Origin of the sequence: Spirulina sp. CS-785/01, from assembly GCF_028330525.1 — a bacterium.
Lineage (GTDB): Bacteria > Cyanobacteriota > Cyanobacteriia > Cyanobacteriales > Spirulinaceae > JAQMSD01.
On sequence record NZ_JAQMSD010000273.1, the window covers coordinates 1 to 26,032 of the forward strand.

The window sequence follows — 26,032 nt, forward strand, 5'->3', positions numbered from 1 at the left end:
CCGCCCCCTTACAGCTAATCCGGTCTAGAGAAACGACCAGTAGTGTTAATCCGCAATACCCCTGGAGAGCTATTCGCAGCTACGGGAAGGTTATCTCTCCCCACTCCCCCACCTCACGAAGTAGGTGGGGGTCATTGAAACCCGAATCACTCCTATTTTCCACGCCAAGTAAAGATAATTCGCTCCTCAGCTTGGCGAAACTCAATATTAAACATCTCAAAAACCACCTCTCATTCTAGCAAAAGCTGTTCTACACCTATTTCATCCTGCAACCACGCCACAGGTGCAACAAAAGTATGCCCATCAATGGTCATTTTCACATCACGCAGAACATATCTCACCGTCCCGCCAATAGTTTCCGCCAGCAATACCGTTTCTGCATCAGCCAAGGTATAACCCAAATCCTGACCCACTTTCAACGATATCAAGCTAACCTCTGCACCAGAATCAACCAACATTGTTACAATTTCTTCCTTTTCTCGATGCTTTAGTTTGACTGGGTAATCTGGAATCCACTCATGGCGGACAATGGCGCGAAAATAAATTGAATGAATCTGGATCGAAGCGTTACTGCGAGGTGGTACAACGTAAATAGCATAGGGTTGCTGTGACGCTTTGGCTCTCTCTTGCACCACCTCTAAACTCTCATCGTGAGCAATCATCCCCTCAGCATTATATGCCACATACTGATTCGGATAGGATTGTCGCAACATCCTACGGTTTTGATTGAGCCATTTCAACATGGCTTGGGTTTCAGGAGAAGTCATTAGTGATGCGTTTCATAGACAGTTGGCACATAATCTCAAACCATGAGTCAAACCTTGACTATCAAATTGCGCGATAAGGTAAATTTAAGATTTCCTAAAAGTTCTTCAATTGCTTCTTGCCCAGAACGAATGAGCGCTTCAACTTGGCTAGTTGGCGCATTTCCACATCTTAGCCATACTACTTTCGGTGGAGAACCATATAGTCAGCTTCTTTCCGCAAAATCTGCATCTTGAGTCACAATGCAGAAATCGTTTAACTTAGCAAATTCCCAAATTTCTGTATCTGTCTTCTCTGCCAATCCATGAAATTGGACATGGCTAGCATCTGGGAAAATATCAGCCAAGCGAGTGACAAGTTTTCGGCTCAAGTTTTGATCAAAAAGTAGTTTCAATCGACACTCACAGAAGCAACTAAACGATGTTCACGATCAGCCGCAAATTCTAAGCAAGCTCTGATATCTGTCTCTGTAAGTTCCGGGAAGTCATCAATAATTTCAGGAATAGACATCCCAGCAGCTAGCCAGCCAAGAACGTCGTAAACCGTAATTCGCATCCGACGAATACAGGGCTTCCCTCCACGTTTATCAGGTTCAATAGTAATGATGTCACGATAGCTCATAATACAAAAAGATGTTTACTGGTTCTAGCTTAAGTCGAGAAAGCGCGATTCTCCTCGGTCAACACTTCGCGATCGCGAGTTCATAGTTGCACTTTAGCGCGACTTCCTACCCCCCGACAAGCAACCTTACAATCCTCGATGCTTTAGTTTGACTGAGTAATCTGGAATCCACTCATGGCGGACAATGGCTTGAAAATAAATAGGATGAATCTGGATCGAAGCGTTACTGCGACGCTACGCGATTTCCTCGGTCGATTTAAGGCTTTATTTTGGGTAGCAGCAACCACTTGTCTGTCTACGGTAAGATGGGTCAAGAAGTCTTGAATTTCTTGAGTACCCATCTCACGAGGATGTTTTTTGTCATGATAGAGCAAATATCGTTTAATCCACTCAATATAGGTCTGCTCAGTGCGTTAGGAGTAATGCTTGAGGCGAATAACTTCTCGGACTACATCTAGTAGCTTTCTTGGCGGTGGCGTGATCATAGGGGGCAGATAAATCTGTATAATACCCTTATAGGAATCTTATACGGAAATTTTCTGTATATCATTCTTGGAACGGTGATTAGATGGACTTCATCCATCTAATATCTAGTTAGGTGTCCACATTTAACACGCACTCTCTGAAGGTTGTGCATTCCTGCAAGGTGCTCTTTCTCATATTTTTGCTGAACCGATGTACTATTGATGATGTCTTCGCTTGACAGAAAGGATGAAACCAACACTAAGCATCGAACAATTGTGTGCTGAAGCAGCGCAGTTTGCTGAGATAGAGTCCATATACGATGAACCCACGCTTTACGGAGTAACTGACGGAAAGGCTGTGGGAACCTATCTTGAGCACAAGTTCACAGCATACTTGGCTGAAAACTATAACTACCAGCCGGGAAATTCAGCTTCAGGTATTGATCTTCCTGATCTTGAAGTTGACATAAAGGTGACCAGTATAAAGCAGCCTCAATCTTCATGCCCTTTCAAGTCTGCCACCCAAAAAGTCTTTGGACTTGGGTATCATCTTCTGGTTTTCGTCTACGACAAATACGATGATCCTGATAACAGAACTGGAAGATTGGATATGCAGCACACTGTATTTATAGACAAGATTAGAACAGCAGATTTTCAAACAACCAGAGGCATCTTAGATATTTTAAATCGCGATGGGAATAAAGATGATATCCTTGCCTTTTTGGAAGATAGAAACTTGCCAGTTGATGAGATAGGAGCAAGCCATCTGGCTGATAGAATACTAGAGTCGCCTCCGGATCAAGGCTACCTAACGATATCTAATGCTCTTCAGTGGAGGTTGCAATATGGACGTGTTATTCAACAGGCGGGTAATATTTCAGGAATAATTAGAGTTCGATAATCAAAAATGGTGAAGTCATTAGATAAATGGCAGTTCGGTGATTTCCAAACACCTAATGAACTTGCAAAATGTGCGACTAGATTGCTTAGAGAAAAACATGGTATCTCTCCCGACCTAGTAATAGAGCCAACTTGTGGAAAAGGAGCTTTTCTTAGAGCATCCCTAAGTGAATTTGAGCACTCGAAAATTGCAGGTTTTGATATTAATGAGAAATATGTTGAAGAAGCGAAAGAAACCTTATCAAAATATCCAAATTCAGAAAATGCGACTGTTTTAACAGAAGATTTTTTCAGCATGGATTGGGATTCCTTTCTTGCTAATTTTTCAGGTCATATATTAGTCATTGGGAATCCTCCTTGGGTTACAAGCAGCGAACTAAGCATTCTCAATAGCAAAAATTTACCTTCAAAGTCAAATTTTCAGCATCGTCGAGGCATTGAGGCTATAACAGGTTCAGGTAATTTTGATATTTCAGAATGGATGCTACTGAAACATGCCGAATGGCTTACAAAGAGAGAAGGAACTATAGCTCTCTTGTGCAAGTATTCAGTAGCGCGTAAAGTCTTTAGGCAAATAAAGAAAAGATCAGGTAATAGATTCTCTGCGGCCATCTACCTAATTGACGCAAAAGTTTTCTTTGGCGCTTCAGTGGAGGCTTGCTTCTTTATCTTATCTACTAACTCTCACACTAGTCCTGACTGCGTTGTCTATAAAGACCTGATTTCAGATCAGAGACTGCACCTTATTGGTGAGAGGGATGGTTTTATCCTCAAAGACACAGCAAAATACGAAAAATGGAAGCATTTATTAGGTCAAGATCTGAGATATACTTGGCGTTCTGGAATTAAACATGACTGTTCTAAAGTAATGGAACTGGAGCAAGTTGGAAATGGATTATTTCAAAATGGGATGAATCAACAATATTCACTTGAAACAGAGTATCTATATCCTCTTTTGAAAAGTTCGGATATTGGAAATGGCAGGGTTAATACCTGCCGAAAGCTTGTCTTAGTTACGCAAAAAACTATTGGCGATGATACAAGTACTATTAAGGATAAAGCACTTAATACTTGGCAGTATCTACTTGACCATGATGCTCAATTGAGCCGTAGGAAAAGTTCAATATACAAAAATAAGCCTCCATATTCTATATTTGGCGTAGGAGAATACTCATTTAAGAAGTGGAAGATTGCTATATCTGGACTTTATAGGAGGTTGAATTTCTGGCTTGTCAAGCCTATTGATAATAAACCAGTCATGCTAGATGACACTGTTAATTTTTTGTCCTTTGACACGGAGGAAGAAGCCAACTTTATCTTGAATCTTCTTAATTCCAATCCATCCCTCGAATTTCTTGAATCCATGATTTTTTGGGACGAAAAAAGACCGATAACTATAGATATTCTAAGAAGGCTCTCTCTAAAAGCTGTTGCTAAAGAAATAGGCTACTTAGAGAAGTACATGGAATTAGCTGAAGTTGTGCGAGTTAATTCTAGCGGTCAACTAGAGTTGGGATTAGCAGAACAAGCATCATGCTATCAAGCTCGATAGACACCTAACACTGCGTTGGTGCGGACGGAATATAGGTTATCGGTGAGAGTTCGAGGTTATCTGCCGCCGCACAACTTCACCGTTAGGTTGCTTTGCGTTATCTGGGGAGACAACGGCTTGAAAGCTTCCTGTGGAAAAAAGAAAGTTTTACAGTTGACTTAGTTAAGGGTTTAGAGCAATGACTGCTGAATGGGACGGTATCACTAAATCAGAGGCGCTTCGGGACGATGAGGTTGTGATTCGTCATGCACTTGCAGATGCTGCAAAACAATATAACTGGAAGAAAATCCTTGAAATTCTTAGTGAACGTCCAGATTTGATCAATGTAACTCGTCCTGATGGGCGATCACTATACACCCCTCTCCATCAATCTGCACATGGAAATGCGCCAGGAGAAGTAGTACAGAAAATGTTAGACATGGGAGCATGGCGGACGATACGGAATTTGGTTGAGTTGCAAAGGTTGTCTGCGTCCGGTGAGCGCGATCGTTATGCCGCTAGTCCTTGGACGGGGCGTAGCCATAAGCTTACCTATGGGCGTTCGAGGTGTTCAGCGGAACGTTTGGTAGCCAAAAGTGTAGAGTGTTCTACCCTTCTTAATAAAGCTATAATTTCCTCAAGAGCAGAGAGGTAGAACTGATTATGTCAAACCTTGAGCAAATTGAAGCAGCAATTCTTTCGTTGCCATCCAATGAGTTTGAGCAGTTAAGGCTGTGGTTCCTTGATTTAGACTACGAACGTTGGGATGAACAGATAGAGCAAGATATTGAAGACGGTAAATTAGAGGCATTTGCTCAAGAGGCGATCGCTGAGTATGAAGCGGGTCATTGCCGAGAAATTTGATGCACTACACAACAAGACGATTCTGGCAATGCTACAACGCTCTACCCGAAGGTGTGCAGCGAATAGCAGATGAGTGCTACGAGTTGCTCAAAATTGATCCATCCCATCCGTTAGTTGAGGTAATCGCGGTAAAGTTAAAATAATGAGGGAGTCTTCGAGACTTCCCCTTTACCTCCAACCGCCTCCACCCAATTAACACAGCCAATGTCACACGAACATCCCATTGTTCCCCGGATGGGTTCAGGATTGAGAATATCAAAGGCTGTGCCGTTAGTAGCCTTATTATTCAGCATCGTGGGTTCAGGTTGCCAACTCTTGCCCCAAGATACCGCCAAAGCCCAATCAGAATCCCAGTCCGAGGGCAGTCCGCAAGCCGTTGCTGTCGAAACGTCCCGCGCTGAAACGGGATCATTGCAAGAGATTACAGAATATACAGGCACAACTCAGCCCTTTCGTCAAGTTTCCTTACGCGCTCGGTCTGAAGGCCGACTGATGAATCTTACCGTTGATGTGGGGGATAGCGTTCGTCAGGGGCAACTGGTCGCCCAATTAGATGACCAACTCCTCCGCACCCAAGTTAATGAAGCTCAGACATAGGGTGCGTTGCTGCCCTCGCAAACGCACCACCTAAAGAAATTGATATCGAAACCTGTGCTAAGATTTGTGTACACAACGATATACAAATCAAAGGTAGAGAGTGAAATGGTAGAGCGAATTGGTGTTCGGGAGTTCAGACAGAACTTAGCCAAATATATAGACGCTGCTACTCCGGTTGCTGTAATGCGTCACGGACAAACCGTAGGGTATTTTGTTCCTGCTCATCAAGAGCCAGTCAAAGCTGAACTAGAAGCCCTCAAACAAGCAGCCGCCAAACTTGATGCCCTCTTAGCCGAGCAAGGAATCAGTGAAGATGAACTGATGCAGGAATTTCGCCAACTCCGCGAAAATAAAGCCTAAGTTGTTTTCATGTCAACCAACAAACAAATTGTTCTAGACGCAAATATCTTAGTTCGTGCTGTATTAGGGAGAAAGGTTCGAGGGCTGTTAGAAGAGTATGTAACAACGACTCAATTTTTTACCCCAGATGAGTGCTATGGAGATGCTAGAAAATACCTTCCACCGTTGCTTGAAAAGCGTAACTTACCCGCCCAAGAAGCTCTCGATGTCTTAGAGCAGTTAACCTGTCTCATCGAAGTTGTGGATTATGATTTATATAGTTTCTACGAAGAACAAGCCAAACAACGAATCGCCATGAGAGATATTAACGACTGGTCGATTGTTGCTCTTGCTTTGACTCTGGATTGTCCCATTTGGACAGAAGACACAGATTTTTTTGGTGCAGGTGTTGCCATTTGGACAAGCGATCGCGTTCATTTATACTTGTCATCGTAAATGAATTACCCACTCCAACTCTTCAAATTTACAAATTTTTTTGCCTAGCTACTTAGGTTTGTATGATAGGTAAAGAGCGCGATCGCGTTCTCTTAGATACGGATTGGGGAAAGGAGCAGGGCTTCTACTAAAATAGTGAATGTGGTCAGGTTTCTACACGAGTTACTGGTTTTCGCTGAAGTCGAGAAAGCGCGATTCTCCTCGGTCAACACTTCGCGATCGCGAGTTCATAGTTGCACTTTAGCGCGACTTCCTAACCCCCGACAAGCAACCTTACAATCCTCGATGCTTTAGTTTGACTGGGTAATCTGGAATCCACTCATGGTGGACAATGGCTTGAAAATAAATAGGATGAATCTGGATCGAAGCGTTACTGCGACGCTACGCGATTTCCTCGGTCGATTTAAGGCTTGATTTTGGGTAGCAGCAACCACTTGTCTGTCTACGGTAAGATGGGTCAAGAAGTCTTGAATTTCCTGAGTACCCATCTCACGAGGATGTTTTTTGTTATGATAGAGCAAATATCGCTTAATCCAGTCAATATAGGTAGGTCTGCTCAGTGCGTTAGGAGTAATGCTTGAGGCGAATAACTTCTCGGACTACATCCAGTTGTTTTCTTGGTGGTGGCGTGGTCATGGTGAGCAGGTAAATCAATTCGTATAACATTCCTATAGGGGTATTATACGGAAGTTTTCTGGATAATATCCCTATAAGGGTGATTAGATGGATAAATTCTTAAGAAAACCCCAATTTGGGGTTTTCGATGGAAAAAATTCTTCTAATCTATAGTTATGTGTCCCACTCGAAAGAGGTTTAAACAAGCTGGAAAAAAGCCTTGAGGTTTTTTTCTATCTATTCTCTACAATGTTCTAGGAAATGCTTAATTTATGAGGCGACTGGTTGAACTGTCAAATGAAGAGGCAAAACAGCACTTCTTAAAGGGGAGTAGCTACTTTAATGGAGATATGCCAAGCTACATCAGCTTTGATCCAATTCTAAGTGATGTTGACGCTGTCTTAGGGGGGCGTAACTATCGTGAGTTTAAGAAGGATAATCCATGTGATTCTCAAGATGTAAATTATAACTTTATCGCCAATAAAGATGGCAGGTTTGCTTGGAGGCCTTTAGAGCTAATGCACCCAGCCATCTATGTTTCATTGATAAATGTGATCTGCGAATCTTCCAATTGGGAGCACATTACTCAGCGTTTTTCGGAATTTGAAGGAGGAGCGGTTGATTGTTGTAGTGCTCCAGTGATGTCAGTTGATAATCAAACAGATGTGGCAACGCAGATTAAGAGTTGGTGGCAAAGAGTTGAGCAGCAATCACTGTGCTACTCCTTGCAATTTAGTCATGTTCTCCATACTGATGTAACTGATTGCTACGGCTCTCTCTATACGCACAGTATTTCTTGGGCTCTTCATGGTATAGAAGAATCCAAACAGAACAGAAGAAGAAATGGCTTACTTGGAAACAAGATCGATTCATATATACAAGCAGGGCGCTACGGACAGACAAATGGCATCTCACAAGGCTCAGTCCTGATGGATTTCATAGCAGAAATTGTCCTTGGCTTTGTAGACCAACAAATTACTAGAAGTCTTGGTGAGCCAGAGGATTTTCGAATTCTGAGATATCGTGATGATTATAGAATTTTTGCTAATAGTGATGATCGAGCCGAAGAAATATTGAAAATCATAAGTGACGAATTGCGCTCGGTTGGTATGAAGTTGGGTGTTTCAAAGACTTTCATGAGCAAGAACGTTATTGAGGGATCGATCAAGCCAGATAAGTTAGCTGGAATTGATTTAAATGATCTTGGAAGCACCAATGCAAAAACAATTCAGAAGCAACTCCTACGACTACATTCATTTGGTCAACGATTTCCAAATAGTGGTGCATTACGTCGTTTGGTAAGTGATTTTCACATAAAATTATCGGAGCAAAGAGAGAGGCCAGATGATTTAGAAGTACAAGTGGCGATCGCCACTGACATTGCTGTTGTTTCTCCCAATACTTTTCCAGTTATTGCAGCAATTCTAAGTCATCTCATATCGCTTGCTCCAGGCGATGAAAAAACTTATTTGTGGGAAAAGGTACTGAAGAAGATGAAGCGTGTACCTTACAACGGCTATCTTGAGATATGGTTGCAGCGAGTAACGCAACCCCAGTCTGTAGGCATAGAATTTTCTAGTGATGAAAGGATTTGTCAAATTGTGAATGGGGAGTCTCCAGATCTATGGGAAAATACTTGGATTGCTAGTGGTGATCTAAAAGCAGCATTGGATGTCTCAAAAATTGTTGTGGGTTCAGCGAATGAAGCTGAAGAAATTGTTAGCCCAGAAGAGGTTGCACTGTTTCAGCAGAATGCATGGGCATACTGATGCATCTTTCGGTTTACTGGCATGGGCTTATCAAAATTCACTGAGTTGTGTACAAATATTCTTGATTTAGAGTTTAACTTGAATAAGTTTAACTTATAAATATGTAACAGTTTTAATGTCAAAAATGTATTTGATTCAGGTGATTATGTTATGGAGATATTAGTCATTGATACAGAAACAACAGGACTTGATCCCGAAAGTGATAATCTGATAGAAATTGCAGCAATTCTTTGGTCATTAAATTACAGAAGTGTACTTATTCAGGTGAGTACCTTAGTTAAGTACGACCGCGAAATTCTCAATCCTGCAGAGCCAATAAATAAGATTTTACCCGCATTACTAGGAAAGGAATTTCCATATCAATCAGCTCTAGAGCTTATTAATAAAATATCTTGTTCAGCGAAATATATTTGTGCTCACAATGCTGATTTTGATAAAGAATTTTGCAAAAAAGCTGTTGGATTAAAAATCCCACTCTCTAATTGGATTGACACTCAAGACATACGTTATCCAAAGTCAAAGTATTGCCAAGGAACTAGCTTAAATAATTTAGCTATCGCACATGGAATTCCTATTGTAGACGCTCACAGAGCGTTAGATGATTGTAGAACCTTAACCAAGCTGTTATCAATAGTGCCAAATCTTGAAGAAGAATTAAAAAGAGCTTCACGACCAAAAATTCTAGTTAAAAGCCTTGAAGAAAAGCCAGGAACATTGAGTAAAATGCATGGATTTAAATGGCATTCTATAATTCCATATTCGTGGGCTAAATACATGCCAGAGGAGGATATAGTTACATTACCATTTAGTGCAGTCAAAGTCTTCCCAGATGAAAGTATCAATCCTCAAGAGGGTAGAAGCCAAAATTTTAGTTAAATATATTTATAGATAATTTAGGAACTGAATATACAATTAATTTTGCATAGGTGCTTACTGGCGCGATTATAAAGTGGCTCGTTTGTCCAAGATTTACTATGGAGTGACCTTTTCTAGCTCGGAGGATTTAACCGACTGGATTAATGCTTAACAGTTTACCAATCCCCTCCTTTGTCTGGTGGATGGTCATGATGGAATGTGGAATCTTTTTCAACAGATTAGTTGCAAGTCGCACCGACAGGAGATTCTCGATTCTCTTTAGAAGCTGGAGGTATCCAAAGCTTTGTGACTTGGCCAGAGTCGATATACCACATACATCTTGATTATGATTGATTCAACATTTTTTAGTGCAATCGCCAATCGCGTAGTAACGCATCAATAGAGCTAAAATAAAGGGGTTTAGTTGAAACGAGGTCAAGCCGATGGCAGTTCGACAACCCCGCTATAGCAAGGAAGAATTTGCTCGACGAGGCGATGAGATTTATGAATCTCAGGTGCGTCAGCAGGTTGAGGAAGGTAATCATGGCAAGATTGTGGCGATCGACATTGAAACTGGGGACTTTGAGGTTGATGCAAGTGAGATTGCTGCCTGCGAGCGACTTGAAGCCCGTCGCCCAGATGCGCAGATTTGGATGGTTCGCATCGGCTCCCGTCATGTGCGTCGATTCGGCGGGCGAACGAAAAGACTGGTATGATCACCGGAATCGTCAACGCAGATTTTGAACCGATAATTTCACTTTCAGTTCGTGGTTCCAATGGGCAAGATTACACTCAAAACGCGATCGTAGACACAGGCTTTAATGGTTGGCTTTCACTGCCTTCTGACTTGATTGCTCAATTAAATCTGAAATGGAAAAGAAGAGGGCTTGCCATTCTTGGAGATGGAAGTGAGTGTGTCTTCAATGTCTATGAAGCAGTCGTAGTTTGGGATGGAAATTTGTTAACAATCCCGGTTGATGAAGCTGATTCAGAACCCCTGATTGGAATGTCGTTGATGGAGGGCTATCAGCTAACAGTACAGGTATTTGAAGGAGGTCTTGTCAAACTCAGCAAAGTCAACAGGGTCTAACAATTCAAATGCAGCGGACGGTCGAAGTCCTCTGATGCTGAGTTCGAGGATGTTTGCCGCCGCTGACCTGAACCGTTAGCTATTGAACCCAAAATAGAGTCTGGAAGTGAAATATGCCCTTGATTTGGTGACTCATCAATCTCAATCCTAACTCTATCAACCCTCTCTTACATCAACCCCCACATCTAACCCTTTCACCATACAGTGTTGACTCTCCCAATTCCTGAAACCTCCTTTTAAATTTCCTGGGTTTCCCAGAAATCTATGGCAAAATATGAAGAAAAGTTAAAATAATGAGGGAGTCTTCGAGACTTCCCCTTTACCTCCAACCGCCTCCACCCAATTAACACAGCCAATGTCACACGAACACCCCATTGTTCCCCGGATGGGTTCAGGATTGAGAATATCAAAGGCTGTGCCATTAGTAGCCTTATTATTCAGCATCGTGGGTTCAGGTTGCCAACTCTTCCCCCAAGATACCGCCAAAGCCCAATCAGAATCCCAGTCCGAGGATACTGAGCAAGCCGTTGCTGTCGAAACGTCTCTCGCTGAAACGGGATCATTGCAAGACATTACAGAATATACAGGCACAACTCAGCCCTTTCGTCAAGTTTCCTTGCGCGCTCGATCCGAAGGCCGACTGGTGAATCTCGCTGTGGATGTGGGGGATAGCGTTCGTCAGGGGCAACTGGTCGCCCAATTAGATGACCAACTCCTCCGCACCCAAGTGAACGAAGCCCAGTCCCAACTGGCTGCCCTTGATGCAGAAGTCACCCAAGCGCAAGCCGAGGTAAACGAAGCCCAAGCCCTAGTTGAACAAACTAAAGTCGAACTGCAACAACTGCAAGCCGATGCCAAACGCTTAAAGTCCCTCTGGGAAGCGGGGGCAATTTCGGAACAACAAGCCGAACAAGCCCAAACTGCTGCCGATGCTGCGGCACAACGGCTGCGCTCGGCACAGGAACAGGTACGCACGCGCCAACAGGGGGTTGTAGCGGCACGGCGGCGGGTGTTTGCTCAAGATTCCGTGGTCGCGCAAACCCAAGAACGGCGCACCTATGCTCAGGTGGTATCTCCACTGACTGGGGTGGTTTTAGAACGAGTGACCGAACCGGGGAATTTATTGCAACCGGGGAATGAAATTTTGCAATTAGGCGATTTTAGCGCGATTAAAATTATTGTGCAGGTATCTGAATTAGAATTTAGTCAAATTCGCGTGGGACAAGCGGCACAAGTGCGTTTAGATGCCTTTCCGGAACGCAGGTTTACGGGGACAGTTGCTCGTATTTCTCCGGCTGCTGATCCGAGTTCCCGCTTAGTGCCTGTAGAAGTAAAAATTCCTAATCCCGGCCAGCGTATTGGTAGCGGTTTATTGGCGCGAGTCCAGTTTCAACCTGCGGATATTAGCACGATTGTGATTCCGGAAACGGCATTACAAGTGGGAGCGAGAGAGAATGAGGAAACCCTGTTTATTGTGTCCGGTGAAGGAGAGGCCGCTAGGGCTGTTGCGCGTCCTGTCCAAGTGGGGAAAAAAGCGAAGGGGAAAGTGGAGGTTTTATCAGGGTTACAACCGGGAGATGCGTTTATTGTTCGGAGTGAGCAACCTTTAGAAGCGGGGCAAGCGGTGCGCTTGAGTATTTTGTCGGAAAGGAGGGGGTTCAGTAATCAGTAAACAGTTATCAGTTATCAATCAACAATTTATTGGTTGTGTTCTTTGATTCTACCTCTTGCTTCTGGGCAGACTTTAATTCTTATCCAACGCACACCGCTATAACAATGACTAATTTAAAACAATCGAGTAATAGTATCAGTGCTTTGGCGATTCGGCAGCATATTGGCACGTTAATGTTAACTCTGGCTGCTGTTGTAGTCGGGTTTTTCTGTTTGACTCGGCTTCCCGTTGATCTATTACCCTCCATTACTTATCCCCGTATTGCGGTGCGTTTGGAGGCGGTGGGGGTTTCTCCAGAAGTGGCGGTGGATGAAATTACCCGGCCCGTCGAAGAAGCGATGGCGACGACGGATGGGGTGGAGCAGGTGGTGTCCCAAACTCGTGAAGGCCGGGTGCGGGTGGATTTGTACTTTCAGCCGGGGGGGGATATTGATCAGGCTCTCAATGATGCGACGGCGGCGTTTAACCGGGTGAGAAGTCGCTTGCCGGATACTCTACCTGCACCTCGGATTCATAAGTATGAACCGTCTCAGCTTCCGGTTTATGAGTTTGCGTTGACTTCTTCGGAATTGCAAGATGTGGATTTGCGGGTGTTTGCCGATGAGGAATTGGCCCGGGAGTTAACGGTTGTGCCGGGGGTGGCTAGTGTGGAGGTTTCCGGAGGGGTGCGAGAGGAAGTGCAGGTGAATATGGATTTGAATCGCTTGCAGGTGTTGGGGGTGGGGTTGACGGATGTGTTGGAGGAATTGCGCGATCGCAATCAAGATGTCTCCAGTGGCCGCATCCAAGGCGGAGAAACTGAACCCCTCACCCGCACCCAAGGCCGCTTTCAAACCGCCGAGGAATTAAAAAATGTAGCCTTTCAGGTAGGAGAAACCCCCCTCCCCCAACAAGTCTATCTACGGGAGTTTGCCGAAGTCGTAGATGGCACAGAAGATCAGCGTGTCTTAGTCTCTCTCAACGGACAACCCGCCGTTAAAGTCAGTATCCGCAAACAAGCCGAAGCCAATACAGTGGCCGTAGTGGATGGGGTAAAAGCAAGACTCGCACAACTCCAAGAAAGTCGCATTTTCCCCGATGATTTAACCCTCACCGTCACCTCAGACGAATCCCAATTTATTCGTAATTCTATTCAAAATGTCACCCTAGCGGGACTCACCGGGGCAATATTAGCCGCCATTTCCGTATTACTCTTCCTCGGTTCTCTCCGTCAAACCCTGATTATTGTCCTCGCTATTCCCCTCGCCTCCCTAACCGCTATCATCCTTATGGCCTTGTTTGGCTTATCTCTGAATATCTTTAGTTTAGGCGGTTTAGCGTTAGGCGTGGGCATTGTGGTGGATAGTTCCATTGTCATGCTCGAAAACATTGTCAATCGCTTTGAAGCGGTGCGTCATACCAGTAATGGCAATGGGAAAGAAGGCCGTCGCCAATTCCTACTCCGTCAAGCCGAAACCAGTAGTCAAGAATTAGAATCGGCATTACTGGCCTCGACGACTACCAACCTCGTGGCAGTTATTCCCTTTTTAATGATTGGGGGGTTTATCTCCTTAATCTTTAACGAACTCATTTTAACCATTAGTTTTGCGATCGCAGCCTCCCTCATCGTTGCTATCACCGTCGTTCCCATGCTCACCTCTCGCCTGTTATTAGTGCAAACATCCAGTAACATTCGAGATGTGTGGCTACTGCGACAATTCCGCCACCGCCTCCAAGCCGCCACCCTCAGCTATGATCGCTTCCTTTCCCAAATCCTGCGACGACGCATCCTTGTCATCCTCACCGCCGTCCTAGTCTTAGGAGGGGGTAGCCTTTGGATGGTGGGTCAAATTCCCCAAGAAATCCTACCCCGAATTAACACTGGCCAAGCCCAACTCTTTGCCCAATTCCCCCCCGGAACACCTCTCGCAGATAATCGTAAAGTAATGAGCGCGATCGACCAAAAATTACTCGCACAACCGGAAACCGAGGCCGTCTTCTCCACCTCCGGCGGCTATGCCTTCGGCAGTAACACCAGCGTCAACGTCCTCCGAGGAACAAGCACCATTAACCTAAAACCGGGGTCAAATGTAGGCGCATTTGCCGACCGCATGGGGCAAGAATTTAATCAATTTAACCTCGTCAACACCCGCTTACGAATCAGTCCAGAATCCGTGCGCGGCCTCATCCTCAACAACTCCCCCGTCTGGTCAGAAATCGACCTCCCCTTACAGGGGTCTGATGCCGATAAACTCAACCAAGCCGGCTTCCAAATCCTAGCCGCCCTTGATGAACAAGCCACCTTAGCCCGTTACCGTCCCGACGCAGACCAACCCCAACCGGAAGTACAAATTCAACCGGACTGGGAACGGGCCAACCAATTTGGCCTCACCACCCAAGAGATTGGCGAAACCCTACAAACGGTGTTAGAAGGGGCAGTCCCCACCCAATTACAACGGGGCAACCGTCTCGTTGATATCCGGGTACAATTGACCGACAACAGCATTCAAACCCCCGCACAATTACGCCAAATTCCCCTTTTTACGGACAATAACCAACAAATTCGCTTAGGGGATGTGGCTAATATTGTCGTGGGAGAGGCCCCTGGAGAAATTCAACGCATTAACCAACGACAGGTGTTTTTAATCGCTGGAAGTCTGGCAGAAGGGGCTGATCTCAGTGATGCTTTAGCAGAAATGGACAACATTGTAAAAGGGTTAGACTTGCCGGAGGGGGTGAGTGTGTTGCCTAGTTTTAGTGCTAAAAGTAATGAGGCCATTCAATCTTCGTTAAAAGGGTTAGGGTTGTTGGCTTCTTTTATGGTGTTTGTGGTGATGGCGGTGCAATATAACTCGATTATCGATCCGCTTGTGATTATGTTGACTGTTCCTTTAGCTTTAGCGGGGGGGATTTTTGGGTTATATATTACGCAAACGGCGATTGGCGCGACGGTTATTGTGGGGGCTGTTTTATTAGTGGGAATTGTGGTGAATAATGCGATTATTATGGTGGAATTAGCCAATCAAATTCGCGTTAAAGAACAAGTTGATCCGCAAACGGCTATTTTAAAAGCGGCCCCGCAGCGTTTGCGGCCTATTTTAATGACTACGGTAACAACGGTGTTAGGAATGTTTCCTTTAGCGTTAGGAATTGGGGAGGGATCGGAGTTTTTACAACCCCTTGGAGTGGTGGTGTTTTCCGGTTTATCGGTGGCGACGGTGTTAACGTTGGTGATTATTCCTTGTTTTTACAGTTTACTCCATGATCCTCGCTGGACGGGGGGAGGGAAGCGGAAAAAACAGAGTCGTTTTGTTGTTTCTCCGGAGAAGGAGGGGAAAAGTCCTACGCTTCGGTAGTGATGAGGGGAATTTGCGATCGCGGCAACGAAAAATTAACCATTTGAAGCTATTCTGTTATGATGCTGCGAGTCCTATAAGCTAAAATTAGGGATCGAGCTAGGGATTGCTCTCTAGTCTACTTTCTGCAAAATTAATGTGCCAATATGCTGCCGAATGGCCAAAGCACTGATACTATTACTCAAGGATGTATAGAGGAGACAGTGTACTTTTTGCCACTTTTATTGACGGTATAAAGTAAAAAAAGATATTTCCGTTTAATCTTTAATAATGGATGTATTTTGGACAGATGACTTGTTACTTATTCTTCTTAGATGCTTGACGCATTATTTCAATCACTTCAGGATATTTCTGCATATCGTCTAAGGACTGCAAAGGGGAATAAACCACTCGCTCCCCTCTCTCATTGAGCTTATCCATATAAGCATAAAAGGCTTCATCATCATCTCGATGAGATAAAACATATTGTTTTATCTCTTGAGCAGTCATGGTTTTAAAGTTGGGTTTTTGGCTCATTTGATCCATTCTCCATTAGGTTTAATTTCAACTTCAATGTCTTCACCGATTAACATAAAGATATTTTGACTACGCTCATCTAATCGGATTAAATTAATAGGCAAATAAAACCTTGTTGCCCAACAAGATAAAATATAACATTGCAAGAGTTGTTCTTGTGTCGGAATGTGTTCCCCTCCCTCAACGCTCATTATTGAATAGAATGACACTTATTCATTTTTTGGATTAACTCCTCCTCACTCCAAGCCGTGGGGAGACAAGTTAACCCCTTACAAACCAATCCTACTCTACCCTCTGGAAGATTCTCAACGACTTGATACACCGCTTTGAGAAAGAATTGGGGGAGAAGGGTTACAATGCGATCGCGCTTTGAGCGGACTCCGTATCATTATACCGTTAGGATTTATTGTAGTGAGTCGCGGCGGCAGATAACTCTGAACTCACCACCATAGGCTTTCGACCACCGAAATAACCTTTCTGCCAATTTCAGCAAGGCTTGTCCGATTTCACCTAAGACTCCACTTCTTTGGGAGATGCGCTTCAAGTCTCGCTTCAGGTGCGCCCAACAGATTTGTATAATTTGATTATGGTGACAGCTAACCAGCGAGAATTTAATCGAGTTCCCAATTTACAGACCGAAAATTGGCGACAACCGTAAAAGAAAGACAAATTACTTTACTAAAAGGGTGAGTCCAATACGACCAACGACTTGAACGGGTGTTCCGGGTTTCAGTATTGTTGCTGGTTGGGGGTAGTGGAGTTTTGCGGGATAGTAGGAAGATTGAAAAGCAATTCTACCATCTTGGTCTGACGTGATTTCAACTGTTACTTTTCCGGGTAAAGGAACAGGGAAGAATTTAGGTTCATCAATGAGGAAGCGTTGATTCATTGGGGTTTCTCCTTGATTCTATGTGGGGGGAATGGAGCGATCGCAATTTTTTGATAAGATGCGATCGCTACAATATGTCTTACTATGAAAGACAAAGAACGGGAGTCTCACTGATGGAAATTAGCATTAATCTTCCCCCAGACCTTGAACAAGACCTCATGCGGCAAGCAAAACAGGCGAATGTATCACTGCAAACCTTGATTTTCCAAGCGTTACGCCACAATATTCCCACCCAACAGACTGTCCAATGGCCAGAAGCGATTTTATCTTATCAAGGTGTTCCCGATTTTCCTGCTTTGGAGTCTTATCGAGATGAATTTGTATTGTAATGCACTATCGTCTCGATACCTGTGTTATTAGTAGGCTGTAGGGTGTGTTCGGTGAAGATAACTGATCACTCGCAGCAATTCATTGAAATTTCACCGAACGCACCTGCTATTTGCTGTGGCGAACTAGATGAACGTGGTTGGAGAATAAGCTAAAACACTTTTAAGCGGGGTTTCTTCAATTGAAGCAAAAAACTCTAATCTCTTGCCTGTTCCCTGTTCCCGACTATCACATACCAATTTAAATGCACAACAGCTTAATGAGTAATTGACTTATTTTGAATCCTCCAACTTAAAACACCTCCACCCGTCCATCATCTTGTAAATAAACCGCCCCTTCTCCAGCAATTTCACCCCCTGGCAAAATTTCAATTCGTAAGAGTTGCTCATTCACTTGAACCACATTGGCAAATAAACGACCCCCTTGGGGGTCCCAAAACATTAGGGAAAAATTATCTTTTGTGCCTCCAAATAAAAATGGGGAAATTCCTCCAGGAGAGAGGGGAATGGGGTTTGTTGCCTCAATTTGTTGAATTTCAATTAAAAGCGGAGTCCGGTTCACCACTTCCACCCGAATGGTTTCCCCGGGTACAAACTGGACGCGAGGGGGAACACAACTCGAACCTGCGGTACAAGTTCCCGCTAATAGGGGGTGTGGAAAAAATGAAAATACGGAAATCGCGCCTAAACTTGCCCAAATTAGTTTCATTTTTTTGGTTATTGTTTGTTTTGTGTTCTTCGTTGGGGAAGAAACCCGATTTCTATGCAAATTTATAATCGTTTCTCACAATTTCTAAAAGAAACCCGGTTTCTTAGCACCTATCACCAATTACCCATTAAATTTTAATCGCACTGGGTTCATCAGGGGCGGCGATAATGCGACGGCATCCGGAGTCAGGCATTGCCCACTGATAACGGCATTCTTGGGGGTTGCCCCAACATAATCCTAAATATAATTCGGTTTTGGTTGCGTCTAATTCTGCCCATTCTGCTTCTTGGGCTAATTGTTCCACAAACTCTGGGGTGATGGGTTGTTGGTCTTTTCCCACCAACCATAATTTTAACGCTTGGGTCTGGGTGCGCCAAAAGTTTAAGACTGAGGGTTTGGCAGCTTGTAGCGTTTCTTTGTCTTTCTCTAGGGCAATGAGTTGATTATGGAGTTCGGGATAAGAGATACTGTCCTCTTGAAAGGTACAAGTCCGCCAAATTAACCCGGAAACTTGATGTTGCCGTTGATATTCGTGGATTTGTTCCCGAAATTCTCGATAGGCATAGACATTACTCATTTTGTCGCCAAAGGCCATGGAAATGACGGGATCATTTAACCGTTCGTCCATGGAGAGTAAGACGCGCTTACCCTGACAACTAGCCCGCATTTCTTGGTCGAGAATTTCTAAGAGTTGTGCTGTGGTGTAAGCCATTACCGTTAAGCCACAGGTGAGAGGATGCCACAAGTTTTCACTGTTACGAGCTATGATAGCGTTGTTTTCCGGTTTTGTTACTGAATTTTCTGTAACAAGACGACATTCCGACGGGGAATTTCCCAATGAAACCCCCATTGTTGCGCCAATATCTGAAAGGTGAATTCTCGATAAAAGGTGACGTGGGTGAATTCTCGGCGATAATGCCAGTTGGCAAAGGCCGCATCATCGGTTTGAAAACAGGTCATAATGGCTAACCATCCTCCTGTTTTAAGCAGACGGGAGAGAAGGGCAAATTCTTGGGCGGGATGGTAAAAATGTTCGACGACTTCGGTGCAGGTGATAAAGTCGTATTGGCGTTGGAGTGGGGTGCGATCGCAATAAAAAAACGGATCATACACCGCCATAGAATGCTCCGCATCCCGCACCATTTGCGCTAAAACCGGGTTCGGGCCACACCCATAGTCTAACCCCTCCTGTCTCCCCTGTAACCGCCCCAAAAGCGGCTCAAGCAGACGATTTAAAAAGCGACGATACCCCCCATCAGCCCCATCATTCTCATGGAGATCATAACAGTCTCGTTCCTCCCTCGCCGTGGGTAATTGTTCCGCCGCCAAAAAAGTCCCCTGACAATGACAACACCGCCAATAGTCCCTTCCTCCTACCGAGAGAAAGGGAATAACCGGAGACTGTTGGCAAATGGGACAGGAAGATGACTTTTGACCAGACGAACCTCCATCCTCTGGAATCTCTGCATCAAACTCAAGAAAATCTTTAGAATTAAAGGTTGACATAGGGAACATAATCTGAATCAAAAAGCGAGAACGGGAAAAAGAGAGGCATTTTGCTCAAAAATCTCAAATTTTTGCCGATTAATTCTCATTAATCCGGTTTTTTGGGTCAAAAACCATCTAAGATAGGACTTATAACAATTAACATTACTTAACATCTCGCTGCATAAAACACACTAAAAGCATCTAATGAGTCAATATTCTCCACTGGTTATCATTTCTTACTTGATCGGCCCCACCCTAATCATTGTCAGCCATATCGGTGCGCTACTGGTTTTAATCACAGGTTTATCTTGGGGGTCTGTGCTTTGGATTATTTTGTTATATTTCCTGCGAATGCTGGCCACGACAGGCATTTACCATCGACTCCTCACCCACAAAAGTTATCAGGCCCCTAAACCTGTCCTCTGGATAGGCAGTTTGGTGGCCGCATCTGCTGGACAAATGGGGCCCAGTTGGTGGAAAGCTCACCATTTAATCCATCATCAATATGTTGAACAAGATTTAGACCCCCATTCTCCCTTTACTCCAGCACAAGGGATTAAGGGGTTTTTATGGTCCCAAGGGGGTTGGTTGTTGTCATCTCGCTTTTTCCCGGAAAAACTGCCGATGGATGTTGAAAAAGATACGGTGTTAAAAGTGATTGATCGACTACATTTTGTCCCTCTGGTTGCCTTGGGAGTCCTCTCTTATGGGATTGGGGGATTAGAATATCTGGGGGCGTTTTTCCTCAGTACAACACTTTTATTTCACGGAGTCCAGACGGTGAATTCCATTAGCCATTTGATGGGCAAACAACCGTTTCAGACGAAGGATAACAGTTGCAATAATAGCTTTGTGGCGTTGATTACGTTGGGGGAAGGGTGGCATAATTTGCATCATGCGTTTCCCGCTTCTAGCCGTCATGGGATTACGCTGAAGGATGAAGGAGTGGCTTATTTGCCCGATTTTACCTATGGTTTTATTAAGACTTTGGAGATGTTCAAGTTGGCTTCTAAAATCAAGATGCCCAATGAGAATACTTTACTGGCACGGGCTAGGGGAGTTGAGAGTTGAGAATTGAGAGTTGAGAATTGAGAGTTGAGAGTTGAGAGTTGAGAGTTGAGAGTTGAGAGTTGAGAGTTGAGAATTGAGAGTTGAGAGTTGATAGGTGATAGGTTTATAAACTCCCTTTTCCCTGTTACCTGCTTTCTTGTTCACCCACAACCCACAACCCACAACCAAAATCACTTCTGAGCTTGAATGACTTGTAAACTGCCTCCAGCATAAAGGGTGCGATCGCAGTTTTTAAACCCCACCTCCTTTAACTGGGCCAGTAAGTCAGTTTCAATTAACTGCCAGGCCGTTTCCGTCTCGAATAACCCCATAAATAAGGCTAAACCGGGATAAAACAAGGGATTGGTGGGTTTATGAAAATCTAGCAAGGTAAAAACACCTTGAGGCCGCAAAACCCGATACACCTCCTCTAAAATTTTCTGTCGTTGGGGTGGAGTCATCTCGTGTAACGCAACACTGGTATGCACCACCTCAAACTGTTCATCAGAGAAAGGCATATCTTCGGCTAACGCCTCCACATAGTCCGCTTGGGGGACATTCCCTTTCGCCCGTTGAACCGCCCAAGGAGACGCATCTAACCCCGTTACCTGATCCGAATACTGCACTAAATACCGCGTCACTTGTCCCCCTCCACAACAGAGATCAAGAACAGGGGTATCTTTACTTATCTTTACATTTTGTAACGGTAATTGTCGGAAGCGTTTCTCCCCCCCAACCGCCACCGCAGCAACAGTGGAAATCGTGTTATAGAGCCAAGGATAGCGATAACTGAGGTCTCGTAAAATAGTTGCCATGACACCGTTTTTTGATAATTTATTGATCAGCCATATATCCATTGCACGAGGATATACAGAATATTGTTAAACTTGGTAAAGAATCTGAAAATTTTAGAAAATTATTATAGCGATGGGTCGTATAGGAGTATTATTGCTTAATTTGGGTGGGCCTGACGAACTAGCCGATGTTCGTCCCTTTCTTTTTAACTTATTTGCCGATCCTGAAATTATCCGACTGCCCTTCCCTTGGTTGCAGAAACCCCTAGCTTGGCTGATTTCCACTCGACGGACTAAAACCTCTCAAGAGAATTATAAGCAAATTGGGGGCGGTTCACCGCTACGGCAAATCACCGAAGCCCAAGGGGAAGCCTTAGAACAGCAACTGCAAGAGGCAGGACAAGAGGCGAAAATTTATGTCGGGATGCGGTATTGGCATCCGTTCACCGAAGAAGCGATCGCGCAGATCAAACGAGATAACATCAATAAACTGGTGATCCTCCCCCTCTATCCCCAATTTTCCATCAGCACCAGTGGGTCATCCTTCCGACTCCTCGAACGACTGTGGCAAGATGATCCCCAATTGGAACGTCTCCCCTATACCGTCATCCCCTCTTGGTACAAAGAATCCCATTATCTGCGGGCCATGGCAGATTTAATCCGCCAAGAATTAGAGCAATTTAACGACCCAGACAACGTTCACATCTTCTTCAGCGCCCACGGAGTCCCCGTCAGCTATGTAGAAGAAGCAGGCGACCCCTATCAACGGGAAATTGAGGAATGCACCCACTTGATCATGCAAACCTTAAAACGCCCCAACCCCCACACCCTCGCCTATCAAAGCCGAGTCGGCCCCGTAGAATGGCTGAAACCCTATACCGAAGATGCCCTAGAAACCCTCGGTCAACAAGGGGTGCAAGATATTCTCGTCGTCCCCATTAGCTTTGTCTCCGAACATATCGAAACCCTGCAAGAAATCGACATTGAATATCGAGAAATTGCCCACGAAGCCGGAATCCCCAACTTTCGCCGAGTTCCCGCTTTAAATACCCATCCAGAGTTTATTCAATCCCTCACCAACCTGGTTATTGATGCAGCCAACTCCCCACCTCGTCCCTTTGGGGAAGTCACCCGCATGGACAAACAGGTGAAAATGTACCCCCAAGAACGATGGGCCTGGGGAATGACCACCACCGCCGAAATCTGGAATGGTCGCTTGGCCATGTTGGGCTTTTTAGCTTTAATTATTGAGTTAATTAGTGGCAATGGTCTGTTACATTTTGTGGGACTGCTCTAGAGCGATAAACTAGGGGTTATCTTCTTGTGAGAGAAGACCCTCAACTCCGTTGATGGGATCAATCGAACTTAACGCTATTCGGGGGGGAAAAAGCCAATGTCAGACAGCCAACCAGAACAGTTATCAAAAGCCGAAACGGTTACGGTCTTAAAAAGTGCGATCGCCCGTTTAGACGAACTGGTGACGCGCTTAGAAGGAATGGAAACCGAGACCCTCTCGGCCTCAGAAACCCAATTCACCGACCTCTCCCAAAAAATCGACCAACTGGCCACGGTTCTCGATGAACAACAGGCACCCCCCCCCATGGCCACCCCACCTGAGCCACCCCCAGAAGCCCCTGTGAGCGACGAAACCGCCCCAGAGGTAACTGAACCCGCAGAGCCATCTGCACCCGTTCAAGAGCCAGCTAGCCCCGAATCTGAACCCGAACCCGCCTTTCTCGCCTCCCTCGCAGAAACCGTCTTAAACGGGGTGCGAGGCATTTTACCCACAGCCTGGTCGGAAAAGCTCTCCAATGGAGCATTAAGCGGCATTCTTGCGGCAGTTTTAGGGGTCTTAGTGATCACGCCCTTCCTCTTGTCCGGAGGAGAACCCCAAGAAGTAGCCGAAACCCCACCCCCTGCGGTTGAACAACCCAGTCCCAGTGCCAGTCCCAGTGCCAGTCCCAGTGCCAGTCCCAGTGCCAGTCCCAGTGCCAGTCCCAGTGCCAGTCCCAGTGCCAGTCCCAGTCCAACTCCCACCCCAGAGAAAAAAGCCCCTGAACCGCCAAAACCTACACCTCCCAAAGCGCAACCGAAAAAACCGCAACCCTCAAAACCTGTTCAACTCACCCCAGAACAGAATTTAATTGCAGCCATTCAAGATCAGGTCTCGGAAATTACCAACGAGTATGCAGAAGGGTTAATTCAGTCCATTCAAGCGAACTTTTCTGAAGGTCGTCTCGTGGTGACGGTGGGAGAGGAGTGGTATAACTTACCCGAACAACAACAGAATGAATTAGCGGATGAAGTCTTAGCGCGATCGCAAACCTTAGACTTCCGGACAATTGCTATGCTAGACAATGAGGGAATAACTATTGCACGAAGCCCTGTCGTCGGCGATCAAATGGTCATTTTAAGACGCGATCCAATTAACAATTAATAATCAAAAATTAACAATTACGATCAAGGGATACAGCATGACACTGTATCCCTTAGAGACTCAAATTGGGGGATGAGCCTTAACCCTTAGCGTGCTAAATGACTTACCATAAGCCAGGAACGGGACGATCCGGAGGAGGCGGAGGCATTGTGGTATCCTGTGGGGTGACAGAAGGAAGGCTCGGTCGGCTATTGAGCGACTCCTCAAGCTGGGCCCAGAGGGGTTCGGTGCGAGTAGCTAAAGGCGGTAACTCCTCAGCCGCTTCATCGTAATAAATCCCATAGTGAACCGGGTTTTCACATTCAGGATCAGGGTTATTATTACAGACGAACCCCCAAGTCTCCTCATTCACTTCGTAACGACGTTCAGGGATAGAATGGTTGGTCACTTCCCGTTCCGGATTACCGCAAGTGGGGTTAGGGTTATTGTTACAGATAAACCCGTCTCGCTCTAAATCCCAAAATTCTAAGTTATAGAACAAATTGTCAACAGTCAGAGGATCAAATTCATCTCCTGTGGGAGGAATTTCGGGGGTTTGTGCGATCGCAGCCGGAGCAGCCAAGGCTACACTCAGACCTGCCGCACCTGCAAAGCCCAAAATTTTGGTCATTGAGGCATGAAACTGTTTGTGCATCGTTTTTATTTTTCCTGAGTCTTGGCAATGAAAACAGAATTTGAGCATCCTGTCACAATCAACAGTATAGGTCAAGAATTTTCGCAATCGACTCGAATCGAGCGATATTTCCTATTTCGCTACATTATGTTCATAATCCGCAACCTGAGCCGGAAATTTTCTCCAATGAGACTAAGAAACTTGAAAAATAAAGGTGACTTTATCTTCTTTTCCTAGGGCAATGCGATCGCCCGCTCGTAACCGATGGCGATTCCCCGGTTGTAGCGGTGTATGGTTAATATAAGTCCCATTAGAACTGCCCACATCTTCAATATAGTAAGCATCCGCCTCCGACCGAATATCCGCATGAACCCGCGACACCACCGCAGAATCGGGAAATCCTGACACATCAATATCCGGCGGTACTGCACCACCGGGTTTCCCCACATGAACCACAGACAGATTAGCCGGGAGTTCAATATTGGTATCCGTTTGCAAATGGAGTAAACTCGCGGTTTGCGTTTGCAGTTGGGTTGTTGCTCCCCCAGAGGAAGCCGGGGCCGGAGTGGGATCAGGGGCCGGAGTTGTCACTGGATCAGGGGTAGCCGTAGCTGGAGGGGCTGTTCCCTCATTTTCTTCACTGGCCGTCTCTAAATCCGGGTCTGTCCCTCCAGTCTCGCCTTCATCGGGGACACTGGTTTCTTGGAGATTAAACCCACATTGTCCACAAAAACTCGCATCCGCTTGTACACTCGTCCCGCAGTTGGGGCAACTGGTAGTTACGGGGAGGGGCGTATAACAGGATTCGCATTGAGTCGCTCCCTCTGGGTTTTGATGATTACAGTTAGGGCAAACAATCATTCTTTCTCTAAAATTAGGTGTTTTTTCATCGTCAATTGGGTTGGTAAGGGGAAGATGGAGACTCCTATCGTTCACGAAGGGGAGGAAATCTTCCCCTTACATGAATAACTGCCCGATAGGGCATCCTGATTAGAATGCGTAACAGTATCCGTCTTTCCTGTGTACAATATAGCAGTATTTATGGGAAATTCCTTGCACTAAGCCTGACTTAGTTTTAATATTAAAACTTCCAGAACTTCTAACAGCTACTCTTCCAACATATTCTCCTGTTTTCTTTCCTTTAGTAACATTGGCTTTGACAATATCTCCTGTTTGAAAACTTTTGACGAATTTGTATCTTGGAACATAACGCTTAGGAAAACCAGACTTATCTGTACGGCACATTTGTCGTGAACCGTGTCCAGTAGCCGTAATTAAAAGAGGTATTTTAGTTGTAATTTTTAAGTCTTCAGGTGTAGATTTTCCTACACAAGAGG

The 26,032-nt window shown here is 45.0% G+C and carries 28 protein-coding genes and 3 pseudogenes; 16 read left to right on the forward strand and 15 right to left on the reverse strand.

Translation table 11 applies throughout. The features are described from left to right. Positions 1-230: 230 nt before the first annotated feature. The 4 genes and pseudogenes from PN462_RS17650 to PN462_RS23630 all read right to left on the reverse strand — a co-directional run. Positions 231-767, reverse strand: coding sequence for a DUF5678 domain-containing protein (locus tag PN462_RS17650; RefSeq protein WP_272130138.1), 537 nt, complete (start codon positions 765-767; stop codon positions 231-233). A gap of 47 nt (positions 768-814) precedes the next feature. Continuing rightward, positions 815-1,159, reverse strand: a pseudogene (locus tag PN462_RS23295) (DUF5615 family PIN-like protein). Then, positions 1,156-1,386 carry a DUF433 domain-containing protein gene (locus tag PN462_RS17655; protein ID WP_272130139.1) on the reverse strand — a complete coding sequence of 77 codons (231 nt, stop codon included), beginning with the start codon at positions 1,384-1,386 and terminating at the stop codon, positions 1,156-1,158. The pseudogene PN462_RS23295 and the gene PN462_RS17655 overlap by 4 nt, the downstream one beginning before the upstream one ends. Before the next feature lie 143 nt (positions 1,387-1,529). Beyond that, a pseudogene (locus PN462_RS23630) lies at positions 1,530-1,787 on the reverse strand (site-specific integrase); the annotation flags it as partial. Between the two features lie 310 nt (positions 1,788-2,097). On the opposite strand from PN462_RS23630, the gene PN462_RS17660 reads away from it, so the two are divergent. The 6 genes from PN462_RS17660 to PN462_RS17685 all read left to right on the forward strand — a co-directional run bounded on the left by PN462_RS17660 (position 2,098) and on the right by PN462_RS17685 (position 6,537). Beyond that, the gene (locus tag PN462_RS17660) at positions 2,098-2,751 is read left to right on the forward strand and encodes a hypothetical protein (RefSeq protein WP_272130140.1); all 654 of its coding nucleotides are present in this window, start codon (positions 2,098-2,100) and stop codon (positions 2,749-2,751) included. 6 nt (positions 2,752-2,757) lie between these two features. Beyond that, positions 2,758-4,302, forward strand: a complete 1,545-nt coding sequence (locus PN462_RS17665; RefSeq protein WP_272130141.1) for an N-6 DNA methylase — start codon at positions 2,758-2,760, stop codon at positions 4,300-4,302. Positions 4,303-4,944: 642 nt separating this feature from the next. Beyond that, positions 4,945-5,145, forward strand: a complete 201-nt coding sequence (locus tag PN462_RS17670; protein ID WP_272130142.1) for a hypothetical protein — start codon at positions 4,945-4,947, stop codon at positions 5,143-5,145. Positions 5,146-5,349: 204 nt separating this feature from the next. After that, positions 5,350-5,742, forward strand: a complete 393-nt coding sequence (locus tag PN462_RS17675; RefSeq protein ID WP_272130143.1) for a biotin/lipoyl-binding protein — start codon at positions 5,350-5,352, stop codon at positions 5,740-5,742. 105 nt (positions 5,743-5,847) lie between these two features. After that, positions 5,848-6,102, forward strand: coding sequence for a type II toxin-antitoxin system Phd/YefM family antitoxin (locus tag PN462_RS17680; protein ID WP_272130144.1), 255 nt, complete (start codon positions 5,848-5,850; stop codon positions 6,100-6,102). A gap of 9 nt (positions 6,103-6,111) precedes the next feature. After that, on the forward strand, positions 6,112-6,537 hold the full coding sequence (locus PN462_RS17685; RefSeq protein WP_272130145.1) for a PIN domain-containing protein: 426 nt from the start codon (positions 6,112-6,114) through the stop codon (positions 6,535-6,537). Positions 6,538-6,827: 290 nt separating this feature from the next. On the opposite strand, the gene PN462_RS23635 is transcribed toward PN462_RS17685, so the two are convergent. Then, entirely contained in the window at positions 6,828-7,058 is a 231-nt protein-coding gene (locus tag PN462_RS23635) for a phage integrase N-terminal SAM-like domain-containing protein (protein ID WP_443029210.1), read from the reverse strand. Positions 7,059-7,424: 366 nt separating this feature from the next. Here PN462_RS23635 and PN462_RS17690 point away from each other — a divergent pair, with 366 nt between their 5' ends. The 6 genes from PN462_RS17690 (at position 7,425) to PN462_RS17715 (ending at position 15,873) form a co-directional block, all read left to right on the forward strand. Beyond that, positions 7,425-8,921 carry an RNA-directed DNA polymerase gene (locus PN462_RS17690; protein ID WP_272130146.1) on the forward strand — a complete coding sequence of 499 codons (1,497 nt, stop codon included), beginning with the start codon at positions 7,425-7,427 and terminating at the stop codon, positions 8,919-8,921. Between the two features lie 150 nt (positions 8,922-9,071). Next, the gene (locus tag PN462_RS17695; protein ID WP_272130147.1) at positions 9,072-9,797 is read left to right on the forward strand and encodes a 3'-5' exonuclease; all 726 of its coding nucleotides are present in this window, start codon (positions 9,072-9,074) and stop codon (positions 9,795-9,797) included. Between the two features lie 422 nt (positions 9,798-10,219). Further along, positions 10,220-10,492 (forward strand): hypothetical protein, encoded by a 273-nt coding sequence (locus tag PN462_RS17700; protein ID WP_272130148.1) that lies wholly within the window; start codon positions 10,220-10,222, stop codon positions 10,490-10,492. Then, positions 10,489-10,866: a hypothetical protein gene (locus PN462_RS17705; protein ID WP_272130149.1), complete on the forward strand. Its 378-nt coding sequence runs from the start codon at positions 10,489-10,491 to the stop codon at positions 10,864-10,866. The genes PN462_RS17700 and PN462_RS17705 overlap by 4 nt, the downstream gene beginning before the upstream one ends. A 355-nt stretch (positions 10,867-11,221) precedes the next feature. Next, positions 11,222-12,538, forward strand: coding sequence for an efflux RND transporter periplasmic adaptor subunit (locus PN462_RS17710; protein ID WP_272130150.1), 1,317 nt, complete (start codon positions 11,222-11,224; stop codon positions 12,536-12,538). A gap of 104 nt (positions 12,539-12,642) precedes the next feature. Then, positions 12,643-15,873, forward strand: a complete 3,231-nt coding sequence (locus PN462_RS17715; protein ID WP_272130151.1) for an efflux RND transporter permease subunit — start codon at positions 12,643-12,645, stop codon at positions 15,871-15,873. Between the two features lie 297 nt (positions 15,874-16,170). Here PN462_RS17715 and PN462_RS17720 read toward each other — a convergent pair whose 3' ends face one another. From PN462_RS17720 to PN462_RS17725, 3 genes are all read right to left on the reverse strand, one after another. Further along, a complete protein-coding gene (locus PN462_RS17720) occupies positions 16,171-16,389 on the reverse strand; it encodes a DUF6887 family protein (RefSeq protein ID WP_272130152.1) in 219 nt (72 codons plus the stop codon). Beyond that, positions 16,386-16,580, reverse strand: coding sequence for a DUF6888 family protein (locus PN462_RS23640; protein ID WP_443029211.1), 195 nt, complete (start codon positions 16,578-16,580; stop codon positions 16,386-16,388). The genes PN462_RS17720 and PN462_RS23640 overlap by 4 nt, the downstream gene beginning before the upstream one ends. 479 nt (positions 16,581-17,059) lie before the next feature. After that, on the reverse strand, positions 17,060-17,278 hold the full coding sequence (locus PN462_RS17725; RefSeq protein ID WP_272130153.1) for an NfeD family protein: 219 nt from the start codon (positions 17,276-17,278) through the stop codon (positions 17,060-17,062). 113 nt (positions 17,279-17,391) lie between these two features. Here PN462_RS17725 and PN462_RS17730 point away from each other — a divergent pair, with 113 nt between their 5' ends. Further along, a complete protein-coding gene (locus PN462_RS17730; RefSeq protein WP_443029212.1) occupies positions 17,392-17,607 on the forward strand; it encodes a hypothetical protein in 216 nt (71 codons plus the stop codon). Positions 17,608-17,896: 289 nt separating this feature from the next. Here the strand turns inward: PN462_RS17730 and PN462_RS17735 are convergent, their stop codons facing one another. From PN462_RS17735 to PN462_RS17745, 3 genes are all read right to left on the reverse strand, one after another. After that, positions 17,897-18,313 carry a hypothetical protein gene (locus PN462_RS17735; RefSeq protein ID WP_272130155.1) on the reverse strand — a complete coding sequence of 139 codons (417 nt, stop codon included), beginning with the start codon at positions 18,311-18,313 and terminating at the stop codon, positions 17,897-17,899. Positions 18,314-18,440: 127 nt separating this feature from the next. Then, positions 18,441-19,025, reverse strand: a complete 585-nt coding sequence (locus PN462_RS17740) for a hypothetical protein (protein ID WP_443029213.1) — start codon at positions 19,023-19,025, stop codon at positions 18,441-18,443. Positions 19,026-19,102: 77 nt separating this feature from the next. After that, positions 19,103-19,819 carry a class I SAM-dependent methyltransferase gene (locus PN462_RS17745; RefSeq protein WP_272130157.1) on the reverse strand — a complete coding sequence of 239 codons (717 nt, stop codon included), beginning with the start codon at positions 19,817-19,819 and terminating at the stop codon, positions 19,103-19,105. A gap of 186 nt (positions 19,820-20,005) precedes the next feature. On the opposite strand from PN462_RS17745, the gene PN462_RS17750 reads away from it, so the two are divergent. Continuing rightward, positions 20,006-20,872, forward strand: coding sequence for an acyl-CoA desaturase (locus tag PN462_RS17750; protein WP_272130158.1), 867 nt, complete (start codon positions 20,006-20,008; stop codon positions 20,870-20,872). A gap of 170 nt (positions 20,873-21,042) precedes the next feature. Here the strand turns inward: PN462_RS17750 and PN462_RS17755 are convergent, their stop codons facing one another. After that, complete coding sequence (locus tag PN462_RS17755; protein ID WP_272130159.1) at positions 21,043-21,666, reverse strand: class I SAM-dependent methyltransferase; 624 nt, start codon at positions 21,664-21,666, stop codon at positions 21,043-21,045. Between the two features lie 112 nt (positions 21,667-21,778). On the opposite strand from PN462_RS17755, the gene hemH reads away from it, so the two are divergent. Both hemH and PN462_RS17765 read left to right on the forward strand, forming a co-directional pair. After that, entirely contained in the window at positions 21,779-22,942 is a 1,164-nt protein-coding gene (hemH, locus tag PN462_RS17760; protein WP_272130160.1) for a ferrochelatase, read from the forward strand. Positions 22,943-23,038: 96 nt separating this feature from the next. After that, complete coding sequence (locus PN462_RS17765; protein WP_272130161.1) at positions 23,039-24,082, forward strand: hypothetical protein; 1,044 nt, start codon at positions 23,039-23,041, stop codon at positions 24,080-24,082. A gap of 103 nt (positions 24,083-24,185) precedes the next feature. Here PN462_RS17765 and PN462_RS17770 read toward each other — a convergent pair whose 3' ends face one another. From PN462_RS17770 to PN462_RS17780, 3 genes and pseudogenes are all read right to left on the reverse strand, one after another. Beyond that, a complete protein-coding gene (locus PN462_RS17770) occupies positions 24,186-24,716 on the reverse strand; it encodes a hypothetical protein (protein WP_272130162.1) in 531 nt (176 codons plus the stop codon). A 171-nt stretch (positions 24,717-24,887) separates the two neighbouring features. Continuing rightward, positions 24,888-25,556 (reverse strand): FHA domain-containing protein, encoded by a 669-nt coding sequence (locus PN462_RS17775; RefSeq protein ID WP_272130163.1) that lies wholly within the window; start codon positions 25,554-25,556, stop codon positions 24,888-24,890. A 129-nt stretch (positions 25,557-25,685) separates the two neighbouring features. Further along, a pseudogene (locus tag PN462_RS17780) lies at positions 25,686-26,032 on the reverse strand (RNA-guided endonuclease IscB); the annotation flags it as partial.

Excerpts from the sequence above, each read along its gene's own strand:
- PN462_RS17720 (WP_272130152.1), bottom strand. The coding sequence starts at position 16,389 with ATGAGCCAAAAACCCAACTTTAAAACCATGACTGCTCAAGAGATAAAA.
- hemH (WP_272130160.1), top strand. The coding sequence starts at position 21,779 with ATGGGTCGTATAGGAGTATTATTGCTTAATTTGGGTGGGCCTGACGAA.
- PN462_RS17745 (WP_272130157.1), bottom strand. The coding sequence starts at position 19,819 with ATGTCAACCTTTAATTCTAAAGATTTTCTTGAGTTTGATGCAGAGATT.
- PN462_RS17680 (WP_272130144.1), top strand. The coding sequence starts at position 5,848 with ATGGTAGAGCGAATTGGTGTTCGGGAGTTCAGACAGAACTTAGCCAAA.
- PN462_RS17700 (WP_272130148.1), top strand. The coding sequence starts at position 10,220 with ATGGCAGTTCGACAACCCCGCTATAGCAAGGAAGAATTTGCTCGACGA.
- PN462_RS17755 (WP_272130159.1), bottom strand. The coding sequence starts at position 21,666 with ATGGCAACTATTTTACGAGACCTCAGTTATCGCTATCCTTGGCTCTAT.
- PN462_RS17775 (WP_272130163.1), bottom strand. The coding sequence starts at position 25,556 with ATGATTGTTTGCCCTAACTGTAATCATCAAAACCCAGAGGGAGCGACT.
- PN462_RS17670 (WP_272130142.1), top strand. The coding sequence starts at position 4,945 with ATGTCAAACCTTGAGCAAATTGAAGCAGCAATTCTTTCGTTGCCATCC.
- PN462_RS17735 (WP_272130155.1), bottom strand. The coding sequence starts at position 18,313 with ATGAAACTAATTTGGGCAAGTTTAGGCGCGATTTCCGTATTTTCATTT.
- PN462_RS17665 (WP_272130141.1), top strand. The coding sequence starts at position 2,758 with ATGGTGAAGTCATTAGATAAATGGCAGTTCGGTGATTTCCAAACACCT.
- PN462_RS17675 (WP_272130143.1), top strand. The coding sequence starts at position 5,350 with ATGTCACACGAACATCCCATTGTTCCCCGGATGGGTTCAGGATTGAGA.
- PN462_RS17705 (WP_272130149.1), top strand. The coding sequence starts at position 10,489 with ATGATCACCGGAATCGTCAACGCAGATTTTGAACCGATAATTTCACTT.
- PN462_RS17650 (WP_272130138.1), bottom strand. The coding sequence starts at position 767 with ATGACTTCTCCTGAAACCCAAGCCATGTTGAAATGGCTCAATCAAAAC.
- PN462_RS17685 (WP_272130145.1), top strand. The coding sequence starts at position 6,112 with ATGTCAACCAACAAACAAATTGTTCTAGACGCAAATATCTTAGTTCGT.
- PN462_RS17725 (WP_272130153.1), bottom strand. The coding sequence starts at position 17,278 with ATGAATCAACGCTTCCTCATTGATGAACCTAAATTCTTCCCTGTTCCT.
- PN462_RS17715 (WP_272130151.1), top strand. The coding sequence starts at position 12,643 with ATGACTAATTTAAAACAATCGAGTAATAGTATCAGTGCTTTGGCGATT.
- PN462_RS17695 (WP_272130147.1), top strand. The coding sequence starts at position 9,072 with ATGGAGATATTAGTCATTGATACAGAAACAACAGGACTTGATCCCGAA.
- PN462_RS17690 (WP_272130146.1), top strand. The coding sequence starts at position 7,425 with ATGAGGCGACTGGTTGAACTGTCAAATGAAGAGGCAAAACAGCACTTC.
- PN462_RS17655 (WP_272130139.1), bottom strand. The coding sequence starts at position 1,386 with ATGAGCTATCGTGACATCATTACTATTGAACCTGATAAACGTGGAGGG.
- PN462_RS17765 (WP_272130161.1), top strand. The coding sequence starts at position 23,039 with ATGTCAGACAGCCAACCAGAACAGTTATCAAAAGCCGAAACGGTTACG.
- PN462_RS17740 (WP_443029213.1), bottom strand. The coding sequence starts at position 19,025 with ATGGCTTACACCACAGCACAACTCTTAGAAATTCTCGACCAAGAAATG.
- PN462_RS23640 (WP_443029211.1), bottom strand. The coding sequence starts at position 16,580 with ATGAGCGTTGAGGGAGGGGAACACATTCCGACACAAGAACAACTCTTG.
- PN462_RS17710 (WP_272130150.1), top strand. The coding sequence starts at position 11,222 with ATGTCACACGAACACCCCATTGTTCCCCGGATGGGTTCAGGATTGAGA.
- PN462_RS17770 (WP_272130162.1), bottom strand. The coding sequence starts at position 24,716 with ATGCACAAACAGTTTCATGCCTCAATGACCAAAATTTTGGGCTTTGCA.
- PN462_RS17750 (WP_272130158.1), top strand. The coding sequence starts at position 20,006 with ATGAGTCAATATTCTCCACTGGTTATCATTTCTTACTTGATCGGCCCC.
- PN462_RS17660 (WP_272130140.1), top strand. The coding sequence starts at position 2,098 with ATGAAACCAACACTAAGCATCGAACAATTGTGTGCTGAAGCAGCGCAG.
- PN462_RS17730 (WP_443029212.1), top strand. The coding sequence starts at position 17,392 with ATGGAAATTAGCATTAATCTTCCCCCAGACCTTGAACAAGACCTCATG.